The sequence below is a fragment of the Brevundimonas sp. genome (assembly GCF_019636155.1).
Taxonomy (GTDB): Bacteria; Pseudomonadota; Alphaproteobacteria; order Caulobacterales; family Caulobacteraceae; genus Brevundimonas.
Map to the genome: position 1 here is coordinate 1 of NZ_JAHBYB010000021.1, position 13,504 is coordinate 13,504.

The 13,504-nt window shown below is 70.1% G+C and carries 13 protein-coding genes; 6 read left to right on the forward strand and 7 right to left on the reverse strand.

Annotation, left to right across the window (positions count from 1 at the left end; translation table 11 throughout):
* Positions 1–68: 68 nt before the first annotated feature.
* The 3 genes from KF910_RS13575 (at position 69) to KF910_RS13585 (ending at position 3,394) form a co-directional block, all read left to right on the forward strand.
* Entirely contained in the window at positions 69–1,265 is a 1,197-nt protein-coding gene (locus KF910_RS13575; RefSeq protein ID WP_292263810.1) for a cell wall hydrolase, read from the forward strand.
* A gap of 90 nt (positions 1,266–1,355) precedes the next feature.
* Positions 1,356–2,921, forward strand: a complete 1,566-nt coding sequence (locus KF910_RS13580; protein ID WP_292263813.1) for a sensor histidine kinase — start codon at positions 1,356–1,358, stop codon at positions 2,919–2,921.
* A gap of 65 nt (positions 2,922–2,986) precedes the next feature.
* A complete protein-coding gene (locus tag KF910_RS13585; protein ID WP_292263816.1) occupies positions 2,987–3,394 on the forward strand; it encodes a response regulator in 408 nt (135 codons plus the stop codon).
* 25 nt (positions 3,395–3,419) lie between these two features.
* Here the strand turns inward: KF910_RS13585 and trxB are convergent, their stop codons facing one another.
* The gene (gene trxB, locus KF910_RS13590) at positions 3,420–4,427 is read right to left on the reverse strand and encodes a thioredoxin-disulfide reductase (protein WP_292263818.1); all 1,008 of its coding nucleotides are present in this window, start codon (positions 4,425–4,427) and stop codon (positions 3,420–3,422) included.
* A 69-nt stretch (positions 4,428–4,496) separates the two neighbouring features.
* Between trxB and KF910_RS13595 the strand changes: the two genes are divergently transcribed.
* Positions 4,497–4,697 carry a hypothetical protein gene (locus KF910_RS13595; protein WP_292263821.1) on the forward strand — a complete coding sequence of 67 codons (201 nt, stop codon included), beginning with the start codon at positions 4,497–4,499 and terminating at the stop codon, positions 4,695–4,697.
* Here KF910_RS13595 and KF910_RS13600 read toward each other — a convergent pair.
* From KF910_RS13600 to KF910_RS13610, 3 genes are all read right to left on the reverse strand, one after another.
* A complete protein-coding gene (locus KF910_RS13600; protein WP_292263824.1) occupies positions 4,694–5,674 on the reverse strand; it encodes a mitochondrial fission ELM1 family protein in 981 nt (326 codons plus the stop codon). The two genes, KF910_RS13595 and KF910_RS13600, sit on opposite strands and share 4 nt — an antisense overlap.
* Positions 5,675–5,678: 4 nt before the next feature.
* Positions 5,679–6,152: a transcription elongation factor GreA gene (gene greA / locus KF910_RS13605; protein ID WP_292263827.1), complete on the reverse strand. Its 474-nt coding sequence runs from the start codon at positions 6,150–6,152 to the stop codon at positions 5,679–5,681.
* Between the two features lie 155 nt (positions 6,153–6,307).
* Positions 6,308–6,517, reverse strand: a complete 210-nt coding sequence (locus KF910_RS13610) for a hypothetical protein (RefSeq protein ID WP_292263830.1) — start codon at positions 6,515–6,517, stop codon at positions 6,308–6,310.
* Positions 6,518–6,643: 126 nt separating this feature from the next.
* Between KF910_RS13610 and selD the strand changes: the two genes are divergently transcribed.
* Together selD and mnmH are read left to right on the forward strand one after the other, a co-directional pair.
* Positions 6,644–7,684, forward strand: a complete 1,041-nt coding sequence (selD, locus tag KF910_RS13615; protein WP_292263833.1) for a selenide, water dikinase SelD — start codon at positions 6,644–6,646, stop codon at positions 7,682–7,684.
* Complete coding sequence (mnmH, locus tag KF910_RS13620; protein WP_292263836.1) at positions 7,681–8,733, forward strand: tRNA 2-selenouridine(34) synthase MnmH; 1,053 nt, start codon at positions 7,681–7,683, stop codon at positions 8,731–8,733. Before selD ends, mnmH begins: the two co-directional genes overlap by 4 nt.
* Here mnmH and carB read toward each other — a convergent pair.
* From carB to KF910_RS13635, 3 genes are all read right to left on the reverse strand, one after another.
* Entirely contained in the window at positions 8,724–12,170 is a 3,447-nt protein-coding gene (gene carB / locus KF910_RS13625) for a carbamoyl-phosphate synthase large subunit (protein ID WP_292263839.1), read from the reverse strand. The genes mnmH and carB overlap by 10 nt on opposite strands.
* A gap of 11 nt (positions 12,171–12,181) precedes the next feature.
* Complete coding sequence (locus KF910_RS13630) at positions 12,182–12,499, reverse strand: ribonuclease E inhibitor RraB (RefSeq protein WP_292263842.1); 318 nt, start codon at positions 12,497–12,499, stop codon at positions 12,182–12,184.
* A 112-nt stretch (positions 12,500–12,611) separates the two neighbouring features.
* On the reverse strand, positions 12,612–13,322 hold the full coding sequence (locus KF910_RS13635) for an HAD family hydrolase (RefSeq protein WP_292263845.1): 711 nt from the start codon (positions 13,320–13,322) through the stop codon (positions 12,612–12,614).
* Positions 13,323–13,504: the final 182 nt, after the last annotated feature.

The window sequence follows — 13,504 nt, forward strand, 5'->3', positions numbered from 1 at the left end:
AAGGACCGCCCCGCACCGCCGATATTCGGCCGCGAAAGCGCCGAATCCCTGCGGTAAAGAGATGCCGAATGCAGCAGATCGTCTGGAACAGGCTGAAGGCGGGCGCGCGGCGCGCCGCGGCGGCGGCGCCCGCGGCGGCCGCCGTGCTGGGCGTCGCCATGACCGCGGGTTCGACCCCCCGTCCGGACATCGACCGCACGGCCGAGGCGGTGGCGCGGCTGACGGGCGGTGAGATTTCGGCCGCCGGCCTGGCCCGGGTGCAGGGTCGGCTGGATCCCGCCCAGCTGGCCCTGGCGCAACGCCATGACCCCCTGCTGCGGCAGGCGGCCCTCTATGGGCTGACGCCGGGTTGGGAAACCCTGACCCTGGCGGGCAAGCCGGGGCTGGAGGACGGGGTTATCGGTCTGGAGGCGCGGAAGCTGAACGCCGCCATGCCGGTGACCTCGGGCGCCCTGCGGCCCGCGCGGCCGTTCGCCTTCACCCCCAAGACGGCCGAGGATCGCCGCCGCGCCCTGCGCTGCCTGACCCAGGCGGTCTATTACGAGGCCGCGCTGGAGCCTGCCCTGGGACAGGAGGGGGTGGCCCAGGTGGTGTTGAACCGGGTGCGCGATCCCAACTACCCCGACAGTATCTGCGGCGTGGTCTATCAGGGGGCCGAGCGGACCACGGGCTGCCAGTTCAGCTTCACTTGCGACGGCGCCCTGGGCCAGGCGCCGGTCGGCTGGGCCTGGGACCGGGCGCGGCGGGTGGCCGAGCGGGCCCTGGCGGGCCATGTCGCCGTCGGGGTGGGCACCGCGACCCACTATCACGCCGACTATGTGCATCCCTGGTGGTCGCCGACCCTGGCCAAGATCACCCAGGTCGGGGCGCATATCTTCTATCGCTGGAAGGGGATCAGCGGCGAGATGGCCGCCTTCCGTCAGACCTATTCGGGCCGCGAGCCCGTGATCGACGAGGCCCGCTTCGCCCGGCCGCGCCTGCTGCTGGCCGCCCAGACGGGGGAGACCGCCGAGGCCGCCGCCGTGGCGGCCATCGCCGAGGCGCGCGGGGTCGAGATGCGGACTGTCCAGATCGACGGCCAGACCCGCGTGGTCGGCGCCGCCAGCCTGGGCGGGCGCCGCCTGCCGACACGTGAGGAGGTGGCTCAGATCAACGCCCGCCTGGACGCCGTCCTGCCGCCCCCCGCCGCCACCGCCCGGCCCGCGGAGCCGCCGCCCGGCGTGACCCCCATGGCGGTCGAGGAGGTGGGGCGGCCGGCCAGCTGAAATCGGGCCTGAACGCCGGCCCGTTTGCAACGCTTGGGCCGCGAACGCATTGTGAAGGTTCGGCAAACAGCCTTTCGGAACCCCGATTCAGTGAGCAGTGACGACATCCGCCCTGATCGGGACGAAGCCCAACGCCTGACCGCCCTGCGCGCCTACGACATCCTGGATACGGAGCGGGAGGCGGCGTTCGACGACCTGTGCGACCTGGCGGCCCGGATCTGCGAGACCCCCATCGCGGTGATCAATCTGATCGATGCGGAGCGCCAGTGGTTCAAGGCGGAGGTCGGGCTGGGCGTGCGCGAAACGCCGCTGGAGACCTCCTTCTGCCGTCACGCCCTGCTGGAAACCGACCGGATGATCGTGCCGGACGCGACCCGGGATCCGCGTTTCGCCTGCAATCCCCTGGTGACCGGCGAGCCGGGCCTGCGCTTCTACGCCGGGGTGCTGCTGCGGTCGCCGGGCGGGTTCGCCCTGGGGACCCTGTGCGTCCTGGACACCAAGGTCCGACCCGAGGGCCTGACGGACCTCCAGATGCGGACTCTCGAGGTTCTGGGCCGACAGGCGACCAGCCTGATGGAGCTGCGCCGCGTGGTCGCCGCCAAACGATCCGTGCGGGCCGAGCTGGGCGAGGCTCAGAAGGCGGCCTTCGACAGCGACGCTCGTTTCCGCGTTCTGGCCGACGCCATGCCCCAGATGGTCTGGTCCACCCTCCCGGACGGCTTCCACGACTATTACAACGCCCGCTGGTACGCGTTCACCGGCGTGCCGGCCGGATCGACGGACGGCGAGGGCTGGAACGGCATGTTCCATCCGGACGACCGGGATCGGGCCTGGGCCCGGTGGCGGCGGTCGCTGGAGACGGGCGAACCCTACGAGATCGAATATCGGCTGCGGCGCCACGACGGGGTCTATCGCTGGACCCTGGGACGGGCGACGGCCCTGCGCGACGACGAGGGACGGATCACCCGTTGGTTCGGCACCTGCACCGACATCGACGACCTGAAGCGGCTGGAGCAGGCCAAGGAGCTGGTGAGCCAGGAGCTGAGCCACCGTATCAAGAACATCTTCGCCGTAGTTTCGGCCCTGATCGCCCTGTCGGCCAGGCAGTATCCGGAGGCGCGGGATTTCGCCGCCTCGCTGCGGACGCGGATCGGCGCCCTGGCGCGGGCGCATGAGTTCGTCCGGCCGCACACCGACATCTCGCGGCCCCTGATGGGCGACATGACCCTGCATGCCTTCCTGGCCGCCCTGTTCCGCCCCTATGTCGATGCCCAGGGCCGCCCGCGCGTCATCCTGTCGGGCGACGACGCCAGTTTCGACGACCAGGCGGCGACCTCTGTGGCCCTGCTGTTTCACGAACTGGCGACCAATGCGGCCAAATACGGCGCCCTGTCGGTCGATGGCGGACGGGTCACCCTGGACACCGTCGGCCGGGACGATCGTTTCATCCTGACCTGGACCGAAGAGGGCGGCCCCCCGGTGAACGGACCTCCGCGGCGCGCCGGCTTCGGCTCGTCACTGGCGACCCTGTCGGTGGAAGGCCAACTGGGTGGACGGCTGGAGCGCGAGTGGCGGGCCCAGGGGCTGCGCGTCGTCGCCGACCTGCCCGATGTGGCCCTGGCGCGCCGCCGGGCGGCTCAGAAAGCCGATATTTAGACCTTTGCTGGAAACCTGCGTTCGTCCTCGGCGTTCACAGGCCACGAGACCTGACCGACAAGACCATGACCGCGCGTATATTGATCATTGAGGACGAGGCCCTGGTGGCCATGGAGCTGCGCTTCGTCCTGGAAGACCTGGGCTATGAGGTCGTGGCCGCCGCCGCCGATGCGCGCACGGCGCGCGATGTCGTGCGTGAGACCGAGGTCGATCTGGCCCTGGTCGACATCCATCTTTCCGACGGGCCGACCGGCGTGGAACTGGGCCGCGACCTGGCTCAGGAAGAAGGCGTCACGGTCCTCTATATGACCGCCAATCCCGGCATGCTGGGCCAGGGCGTGGCCGGGACCATCGGCGTCCTGTCCAAGCCGACCGACGAACAGGCCGTTCAGTCCGCGGTCGAATACGCCCTCAGCCGCCGCGAGGGCCGGCCGGTCGAATACGCCCCGCCCCAGTTGCAGCTGTTCGCCTGAACCATTGCGTTCAAGCGTCCAGGCCCTACCAGACGCCGATCTTTTCCACCTCGGCGTGGCTGATCGGGTGGCCGGCGGCCTTGTGGTCCTGTTCGGCCAGGAAGCGGGCGGCCTCCAGGGCGGCCATACAGCCCATGCCGGCGGCCGTGACGGCTTGGCGATAGACGTCGTCGGTCACGTCGCCGGCGGCATAGACCCCCTCGACGGCCGTCGCTGTCGTGCCCGGTTTGACCACCAGATAGCCCCCGGCCTTGGTCTCCAGCTGTCCCGCGAACAGTTCGGATGACGGGGCATGGCCGATGGCGATGAAGACACCGTCGGCGGCGATCGCCTGGCTCGAACCATCCAGCACATTCTTCAACCGCACCCCGGTGACGTTGCGCGCCACGCCGTCCACGACGCCGACGATCTCTTCCACCTGATGGTTCCAGATCACCTTGATCTTGGGATGGGCGAACAGCCGGTCCTGAAGGATCTTCTCGGCGCGGAATTCGTCGCGGCGATGCACGACGGTGACGCTCTGGGCGAAATTGGTCAGGAACAGCGCCTCCTCGACCGCCGTATTGCCGCCGCCGACCACCACCACATCCTTGCCGCGATAGAAGAAGCCGTCGCAGGTGGCGCAGGCCGAGACGCCGAAGCCCTGATATTTCGCCTCCGAGTCCAGCCCCAGCCATTTGGCCTGGGCGCCGGTGGAGATGATGACCGTCTCGGCCAGGATCTCGGTTCCCGAATCCAGCGTCAGGCGGAACGGACGCGACGACAGGTCCGCGCGGGTGACGATGTCGTGGACCACCTCGGTCCCGACATGCTCGGCCTGGGCCTGCATCTGCTCCATCAGCCAGGGGCCCTGGATGGTCTCGGCGAAGCCGGGATAGTTCTCGACGTCCGTGGTGATGGTCAGCTGGCCGCCCGGCTGGATGCCGGCGATGACCACCGGGTTCAGAGAGGCGCGGGCGGCGTAGATGGCGGCGGTCCAGCCGGCGGGGCCGGACCCGATCACGGCGACACGAACGGTGCGGGGAGTGCTCATGCCCCTATTTAGGCGCTGATTCCGACGCGCGCGATGCTAGACTGGCCTGACCTTTGGGAGAGCGGACGCATGGCGAAGAAATCCGGGGAAAACGGCGCGGCCTTCCTGCCGATCGGCATGGGCGCGGGCGTCGCCATCGGCGTCGGCCTGGGCACGGCCATGGACAATCTGGCGCTCGGCATCGCCGTCGGTCTGAGTGTCGGCACGGCCCTTGGCCTGGCCCTGATGGCGGCCAAGGGCCGGAAGGGCGGCGATCCGGACGCGGACTAACCCCGCGCCGCCAGGGCCTGAAGCACCGCCTGTGCGGCCCGGTCGGTCTCGGCCAGGGGTGGATAGGTCCATCCCTCAAGACGCCCGTCGAACGGACGGGCCGCGCCGTGGGCCGCCAGTTCGGCATGCAGCCGCGCGAACTTGCCGCCCGACCCACGCGGGACCATCGGCAGGATATGAACCGGCTTGCCGGTCGAGGCGGCCTCCGCGGCCATATTGGCGCTGTCCTCGGTGACCAGGATGTGGTCGGCGGCCTGCAGGAAGGCGAACAGGGGATTGTCCCCGGTTCCGTCCCAGATCCAGCCGGGCAGGGCCTTCAGCCGCTCGGCCATGATCGCGCGCGCGGCCGGGGGCGTGCGGCGCGAGAATGTCAGCAGCAGGGCCCCTCCGGCCGCCGTCACCGCCGCCGCGATACGGTCCGCCAGGTCCGCCGCATGCCTAGGCGTCAGGTCGAAGGCGCCGGAGCGGCCGCCGATCAGGACCGCGACGCGCGGATGGGGCAGGGCATCGATCCGGTCGGCGAAGCCCGGCGCAGCCTCGGCCAGCCCTTGCGCCGTGATGCGGTGCGGACTGCCGATGATCTCGAAGACGGCGTCGCCCGACAGCCGGTCATGGGCCGGGGCCACCACCATGTCGAACCGGCGCGGGTCCAGGCGCGGGTCCTGGACCTGAACGACGAGGGGGCGCGGGTCGGCCCGGCTCCGCATCCACAGCGACAGCGGCAGGCTGGCCCGACCGGCGGCGATCCACAGATCGGGCGCGGGCCCGTCCAGGGCGTCGGTCGCCGGGTCCAGCATGAAGGTCCGCTTCAGGTCGGCGGGCAGGGCGTCGAACAGCGGCCGCCAGCGGACGGTGCGGTCCTGAATCACGGCCGGTGTCCGCCGCGCCACGGCCTCGGCCAGGCCCTGGGCCTGGTTGCGGATGCCGGCGCGGCCGTCGGAGACGACGCGGATCGTCAGCGGCGCGGGCGCCGCCACGGCCCTACTTCCACTCGACCTTGGCGATCTCGTAGGCCTTGACCCCGCCGGGGGTGTTGACCTCGACCGTGTCGCCCACGGCCTTGGAGATCAGCGCCCGCGCGATGGGCGAGGCGACCGAGATGCGGCCGGCCTTCACGTCGGCCTCGTGCTCGCCGACGATCTGATAGCGGCTCTCTTCGTCCGTATCCTCGTCGATCACGGTGACGGTGGCGCCGAATTTGACCTGGTCGCCGGACAGTTTCGACACGTCGATGACCTGGGCGCGGCTGATCTTGTCCTCGATCTCGGCGATCTGGCCCTCGATCCAGCCCTGGCGCTCCTTGGCGGCGTGGTATTCGGCATTCTCGCTCAGGTCGCCGTGGGCGCGCGCCTCGGAGATGGCCGCGATCACCGCCGGCCGTTCGACCGACTTCAACTGCTTCAACTGATCGTCGAGGGCGCGATAGCCCTCGGCCGTCATCGGCACTTTTTCCATTGTCAGAGGATTTTCTAAGTCGCCCTGGAGACTGAAGGGGAGAAGGGGGAAAGTGAACCCCGCCGCGGGGCGAGCGCGGCGGGGGACGAAAAGACTAGGCCGACGAGGGCGAAAATTCAAGATCGCTGAATAACGCCGGTCCGGGCCGGATGGGTTCAGGCGGCGTGGCGATCACGCCGTGCGGCGGCCAGCCGCCCTCGGAACAGAACCCGCCGGATCAGGCTCCAGGCCAGCAGGCCCAGGGCCGCCAGCCCGGCGACCAGGAACAGGCCCGACACCAGCACGGCCCCGGCCGCCATGAAGGCGATGACGAAGGCGACGGCGGCGGCGAGGGCCAGGACGATCTGGGCGGACTGGAGGCGCATGGCACGTTAACGATTGGCGCGGCCAGGGGTTTCCCGGCGACCCTTGGTATCGGTCTGCAAGGCCCCGAAGGCGGACCGGCGTCGGGCGGACGTTGCGTTCGGGGCCGGTTGGGCTAAGCCGTCGGCATGGAATCCGCAGAACCGCGTCTGACCTCCCTGGCCCATGGTGGCGGCTGCGGCTGCAAGATTGCGCCGGGGGTGCTGCGCGAGATGCTGGCGGCCATGCCCCAGGCGGCGGCTTTCGCCGATCTGATGGTCGGGACAGAGACCAGCGACGACGCGGCGGTCTGGCGGCTTAACGACCATCAGGCCCTGGTGGCGACCACCGACTTCTTCATGCCCGTGGTCGATGATCCGTTCGACTTCGGCCGGATCGCCGCCGCCAACGCCCTGTCGGACGTCTATGCGATGGGCGGCAGGCCCATCCTGGCCCTGGCCCTGGTCGGGATGCCGGTGAACGTCCTGTCGACGGCGACCATCGGCCGCATTCTGGCGGGCGGGGCCGAGGTCTGCGCCGCGGCCGGTATTCCGGTGGCCGGCGGCCATTCGATCGACAGCGTCGAGCCGATCTACGGCCTGGTCGCCCTGGGGCTGATCGATCCCCGGCGGGTGCTGACGAATCGTGGGGCGCGGCCGGGCGACCGGCTGATCCTGACCAAGGCCCTGGGGGTGGGGGTGCTGAGCGCGGCCTTCAAGCAGGGCAGGCTGGATGCGGACGGCTACGCCGCCCTGATCGGCTCGACGACGCGGCTGAACGCGGTCGGCGCCCGGCTGGCGGACCAGACGGGGGTGCATGCGATGACGGACGTCACCGGATTCGGCCTGCTGGGTCACGCCCTGGAGATGGCGCGCGGGGCCGGGGCGACGGTCGAGATTTCCGCCTCGGCCGCGCCCGTCCTGCCGGGGGTGGAGGCGCTGCTGGCCGACGGGGTCCGCACCGGCGCCTCGGGCCGTAACTGGGCCAGCTATGGCGAGGGGGTCCGGGGGCTGGAGCCGGGGGTCATGCGCGACCTGCTGACCGATCCCCAGACCTCGGGCGGGCTGCTGGTCGCCTGCGCGCAGGAGGCGGCCGAGGCCGTGCTGGCCCTGGTCCGGGCCGAGGGCTTCGACCAGGCGGCGGTGGTCGGGCGGGTGGCGGACGGTCCGGCGCGGGTCGTGGTGACGTGATCCGGCGCACCGACGACCTGGGGCCGCAGGCGCGGGGGGCCTTCGACGCCCTCATCGATGTCCGCAGCCCGTCCGAGTTCGCCCAGGACCACCTGCCCGGCGCGATCAACCTGCCGGTTCTGGACGACGCTGAAAGGGCTCGGGTCGGAACCGAATATGTCCGGGGCTCGAAATTCCGCGCCCGGCGGATGGGGGCGGCCCTGGTGGCGCGCAACATCGCCGGTCATCTGGAGGGCGCCCTGGCGGATCGGGACGGCGGCTTCCGCCCCCTGGTCTATTGCTGGCGCGGGGGTCAGCGTTCGGGCGCCATGGCGGCGGTGATGGACCAGGTCGGCTGGACCGTCGCCGTGCTGGACGGCGGCTATCGCACCTGGCGGCGGCGGGTTGCGGAGGCGCTGTATGACGCCCCCGTCCCGCATCCCCTGGTCCTGCTGGACGGGCCTACGGGGGTGGGCAAGACCGAGGTGCTGCATCGACTGGCGGCCCGGGGCGTCCAGACCCTGGACCTGGAGGGGCTGGCCAATCATCGCGGCTCGCTGTTCGGGGGCCAGCCGGGCGGGCAGCCGCCGCAGAAACTGTTCGAAAGCCGGCTTTTCGCGGCGTTGGAGCAACTGGACCCGGTCCGGCCGGTGGTGGTCGAGGCGGAATCCAGCAAGGTGGGCGCGCGCCTGGTCCCGCCCCGGCTATGGGCCGCGATGCAGGCCGCGCCGCGCATCGCCCTGACCGCGCCGGTCCCGGCCCGCGCCGCCTTCAGCGCACGGGCCTATGCCGGGACGGCGGCCGATGCGGCGGCGCTGGAACGGGCCTTCGCCCGCATGCCGCGCCATGTCTCGAAGGCGACCGTGGCCGACTGGCGCGCCCTGGCCGCCGCGGGCGAACACCTGGCCCTGGCCAGGGCGCTGATCGAAACCCACTACGACCCGGCCTATGGGCGCAGCGCGGCGCCCGATGATCCGATGGCGGTCATCGACGCGGGCGATCTTTCCGAGACGGCCCTGAACCGGGCGACACAGGCGGTGGCCCGCGCCCTGGGTCAGCCTCAGCCGTAGGCCTGGATCGGGCGGACATCCAGGTCGCCGGCGCGCAGGGCGGCGATGCCTTGCGCCGCCGCCAGCGCCCCGGTGGCGGTGGTGTAATAGGGAATCTTCATCATCAGGGCGGTGCGACGCAGGCTGAAGCTGTCCTGAAGCGACTGCTTGCCCTCGGTGGTGTTGATGACCAGCTGGACCTCGCCGTTCTTCATGGCGTCGACGATGTGGGGGCGGCCCTCCAGCACCTTCTTGACCAGGCCGACCTCGATCCCCTGTTCCGCCAGATAGGCGTGGGTGCCGCCGGTGGCGATCAGGCTGAAGCCCTGGGCCAGCAGGGTGCGCGCGGCCTCCAGGATGAAGGGCTTGTCGCTGTCCTTCACCGACACGAAGGCGCAGCCGGACGAGGGCAGGGTCGTGCCGCCGCCGATCTGGGACTTCAGGAAGGCGCGGGCGAAGGCCGGGGCCAGATCGGCCTCGCCCTCGCGTTTCCAGTCCAGGCCCATGACCTCGCCGGTCGAGCGCATCTCGGGGCCCAGCACGGTGTCGACCCCGGCGAAGCGGGCGAAGGGGAAGACCGCTTCCTTGACCGCGATATGGTCCAGCGGTCGGTCCTTCAGTCCGAAGGACGCCAGGGGTTCGCCCGCCATCACCTTGGCGGCGATGGCGGCGACCGGCGCGCCCATGGTCTTGGCCACGAAGGGCACGGTGCGGCTGGCGCGCGGATTGACCTCCAGCACGAAGATGCGCGGGGCGTCGGAGTGCGGCTCCTCGATGGCGAACTGCACATTCATCAGGCCGCGCACCTTCAGCGCCCGCGCCATGGCCTCGGTCTGGCGCTTCAGCTCTGCGACGATCTCGGGTTTCAGGGAATGCGGCGGCATGGAACAGGCGCTGTCTCCGGAATGGACGCCCGCCTCCTCGATATGCTCCAGTACGCCGGCGACGAAGACCGTCTGGTCGTCGCACAGGGCGTCCACGTCCACCTCGGTGGCGCGGTTCAGATAGTGGTCGATCAGCACCGGATCGTCGCCCGACACCCGCATGGCCTCGTGGACATAGCGGTCCAGCTGTTCGCGGTCGTGCACGATCATCATCCCGCGTCCGCCCAGGACGTAGGAGGGGCGCAGCACGACCGGATAGCCGACCTGTTCGGCCTTGTCGGCGGCCTCCTCGGCGCTGCGGGCCAGGGCGTTGGGGGGCTGCATCAGGCCGATGTCGTTCAGCATCCGCTGGAACCGTTCGCGGTCCTCGGCCAGGTCGATGGAGTCCACGGATGTGCCCAGGATCGGCACCCCGTCCTCCTGCAGCGCATGGGCCAGCTTCAACGGCGTCTGGCCGCCGAACTGCACCACCACCCCGATCAGCTCGCCCTTCGACCGTTCGACCTCGATCAGCTCCAGCACGTCCTCGGCCGTCAGAGGCTCGAAATACAGCCGGTCCGAGGTGTCGTAGTCGGTCGAGACCGTCTCGGGGTTGCAGTTGACCATGATCGACTCGACGCCGATGTCGTCGAAGGCGAAGGCCGCGTGGCAACAGCAGTAGTCGAACTCGATCCCCTGGCCGATCCGGTTCGGCCCGCCGCCCAGGATGACGGCCTTCCTGCGATCCGACGGCTCGGCCTCGCATTCCGGCGCCTGGCCCAGGGCGCCGGTCTCATAAGTCGAATACATATAGGCGGTGGCGCTGGCGAACTCGGCCGCGCAGGTGTCGATGCGCTTGAAGCTGGGCCGGACGTCCAGGGCGCGCCGCAGACGGCGGATCTCGTGCTCGGTGCTTCCGGTCAGGGCTGCCAGACGGGCGTCGGAGAAGCCCTTGGCCTTCAGGCGGCGGAACTCGCGTGCGGCGGCCTCTCTCCCTTCCCCCTCGATGGAGGAAGGGCCGGGGTTGGGGGTGACGGCGGCGGCTCGTGTATCACCGGCCTGCGCCTCATCCTGATGCGACGTCACCCCCATCCCAACCCTTCCCCCATCGAGGGGGAAGGGCTTTTCTGCGCCCGGCAGGCCCTTGACCCGGATGTGGCCTTCCTCGCGCACCACGTCCGCGATCTGGCGCAGGAACCAGGGTTCGTAGGCGCAGGCGGCGGCGACTTCCTCGACCGACAGGCCGTGTCGGAAGGCCTGGGCGATGACGCGGATGCGGTCGGGCGTCGGCAGGCCCAGGGCGCGCACCACGGCGGCGCGGGCGCCCGCATCGTCCTCGGCGCCCGCCACGCCCTCGATCTCGATCTCGTCGAAGCCCGACAGGCCGGTTTCCAGGCCGCGCAGGGCCTTCTGCATCGATTCCTGGAAGGTGCGGCCGATGGCCATGACCTCGCCCACCGACTTCATCGAGGTGGTCAGCATCGGCTCGGCGCCCGGATATTTCTCGAAGGCGAAGCGCGGGATCTTGGTGACGACATAGTCGATGCTGGGCTCGAACGACGCCGGGGTCACCTGGGTGATGTCGTTGGTCAGTTCGTCCAGGGTGTAGCCGACCGCCAGCTTGGCCGCGACCTTGGCGATGGGAAAGCCGGTGGCCTTGGACGCCAGGGCCGACGACCGCGACACGCGCGGGTTCATCTCGATCACCACCATGCGGCCGTCGGCGGGATTGATGGCCCACTGGACGTTCGAACCGCCCGTCTCGACCCCGATTTCGCGCAGGACGTTGATCGAGCCGGTGCGCATCCGCTGATATTCCTTGTCGGTCAGCGTCAGGGCGGGGGCCACGGTGATGCTGTCGCCGGTGTGGACGCCCATCGGGTCCACGTTCTCGATCGAGCAGATGATGATGCAGTTGTCCGCCCGGTCGCGGACCACCTCCATCTCGTATTCCTTCCAGCCCAGAACCGATTCCTCGATCAGCACCTCGGTGGTCGGCGACAGGTCCAGGCCGCGCTCCACGATCTCGCGGAACTCCTCGACATTATAGGCGATGCCGCCGCCGGTCCCGGCCAGGGTGAAGCTGGGGCGGATGATGGCGGGCAGGCCGACGAAGGCCAGGGCGTCCTCGGCCTCGTCGATATGGTGGACGGCGCGGCTGCGGGGCGATTCCAGGCCCAGTTTGTCCATGGCGTCGCGGAATTTCTGGCGGTCCTCGGCCTTGTCGATCACCTCGGCGCGGGCGCCGATCATCTCGACCCCGTGCCGGGCCAGGGCGCCCGAGCTTTCCAGCGCCAGGGCGGTGTTCAGCGCCGTCTGGCCGCCCATGGTGGGCAGCAGGGCGTCGGGCTTCTCGGCGGCGATGATCTTCTCGACCACCTCGGGCGTGATCGGCTCGATATAGGTGGCGTCCGCGACCTCGGGGTCGGTCATGATGGTGGCGGGGTTCGAGTTGACCAGGATGACCCGGTACCCCTCGGCCTTCAGCGCCTTGCACGCCTGGACGCCGGAATAGTCGAACTCGCACGCCTGGCCGATGACGATGGGGCCGGCGCCGATGATCAGGATGGACTGGATGTCTGTGCGCTTGGGCATGGGTCAGGCCTTCAGTTCGTCACCACCGCGCATTCCCAGCCGTCGTAGTCCAGCTGGAAGGCCGCGGCCCAGGATTGCATCATCGCCGACACCGGCGCGAACGAGGCCTCGTCCACCGCCATGGTCGTCTCCAGGACCAGGGAATCCTCGGACCCCCGCGTCAGGTATCCCGCCCGGCGCGCCACCTCGTTCAGGTCGCCCAGGCCCTCGTCGTCGCCGAAGAAGTAGAACAGGGTGTGGCGCGGGGTGATGCCGGAATCGCCATGCTCGGCCAGGGCGGCGCGGATCATGGCGTCGCGTTCCTCATGGCTGGCTTCGGCGTCGCTCACGGCGGTCCTCCGGCCCCGGCGCGCGCGAAGGCCGGCGCGGGGAGGCGCAGCGGTCCGGCGGCTTGTCGGCTAAGCGGCCCGTCTAATGGCGGGGGGCGGCCGGAGCAAGCGATTATCGGCCGGTTTCGTCCGTCCGCGCATCGATCCAGGCTGGCAGGTCCGAAATGGCCTCCAGCGCGCCATAGCGGGGATGGCCCGCGGGGGCGTCGGCCATCTCGTGCGCCCAGGTGATGTGATAGGGGATGTGCGCCGCCCAGGCCCCGGCCTCCAGCGCCGGCAGGACGTCGGACTTCATCGAATTGCCGGCCATCACCGCCTGGTCCGGCCCCGTGCCGTGGCGGGTGAAGACCCGGTCATAGGTGGCGCGGTCCTTCTCCGACACGATCTCGACCGCCGCGAACAGCTCGCCCAGGCCGGACGCCGCGACCTTTCGTTCCTGGTCCATCAGGTCGCCCTTGGTGATCAGCACCAGGCGATAGCGTTCCGACAGGGCGGCCAGGGCCTCGTCCACCCCGGGCAGGGTCTCGACCGGATGGGCCAGCATCTCGCGCCCGGCGGCCAGGATCTCGCGCACCACCTCGGGCGGGGCGCCGCCGTCGCACAGCTCCATCGCCGTCTCGATCATCGACAGGGTGAAACCCTTCACCCCATAGCCGTAGAGGCGCAGGTTTCGCCGCTCGGTCTCGGCCAGCCGCGCCTCGATGGTCTCGGCGTCGCCGTGATCGTCCAGAAGATCGACGAACCGCTCATGCGTCAGGCGGAAGATCGTCTCGTTGTGCCAGAGGGTGTCGTCGGCATCGAGACCGACGGTGGTGATGGTCATTGGCGGAACCGAGCGGAGACGGAAGGAAAAGGAGGCGGTCCTTACCGCCTCCCGAGCCGAAACCCCAGCCCCCGCCGTCACCCACGCCCTGTTCCCCTCACCCTACCGGGCGAACGTCTCTTCGATCCTCCCCCCTCGGTGGAGGGGGCTGACCGCAGGCTCCGACCTTCGACCTCACACGT

Excerpts from the sequence above, each read along its gene's own strand:
- KF910_RS13585 (WP_292263816.1), top strand. The coding sequence starts at position 2,987 with ATGACCGCGCGTATATTGATCATTGAGGACGAGGCCCTGGTGGCCATG.
- trxB (WP_292263818.1), bottom strand. The coding sequence starts at position 4,427 with ATGAGCACTCCCCGCACCGTTCGTGTCGCCGTGATCGGGTCCGGCCCC.
- greA (WP_292263827.1), bottom strand. The coding sequence starts at position 6,152 with ATGGAAAAAGTGCCGATGACGGCCGAGGGCTATCGCGCCCTCGACGAT.
- KF910_RS13635 (WP_292263845.1), bottom strand. The coding sequence starts at position 13,322 with ATGACCATCACCACCGTCGGTCTCGATGCCGACGACACCCTCTGGCAC.
- selD (WP_292263833.1), top strand. The coding sequence starts at position 6,644 with ATGGAATCCGCAGAACCGCGTCTGACCTCCCTGGCCCATGGTGGCGGC.
- carB (WP_292263839.1), bottom strand. The coding sequence starts at position 12,170 with ATGCCCAAGCGCACAGACATCCAGTCCATCCTGATCATCGGCGCCGGC.
- KF910_RS13595 (WP_292263821.1), top strand. The coding sequence starts at position 4,497 with ATGGCGAAGAAATCCGGGGAAAACGGCGCGGCCTTCCTGCCGATCGGC.
- KF910_RS13610 (WP_292263830.1), bottom strand. The coding sequence starts at position 6,517 with ATGCGCCTCCAGTCCGCCCAGATCGTCCTGGCCCTCGCCGCCGCCGTC.
- KF910_RS13575 (WP_292263810.1), top strand. The coding sequence starts at position 69 with ATGCAGCAGATCGTCTGGAACAGGCTGAAGGCGGGCGCGCGGCGCGCC.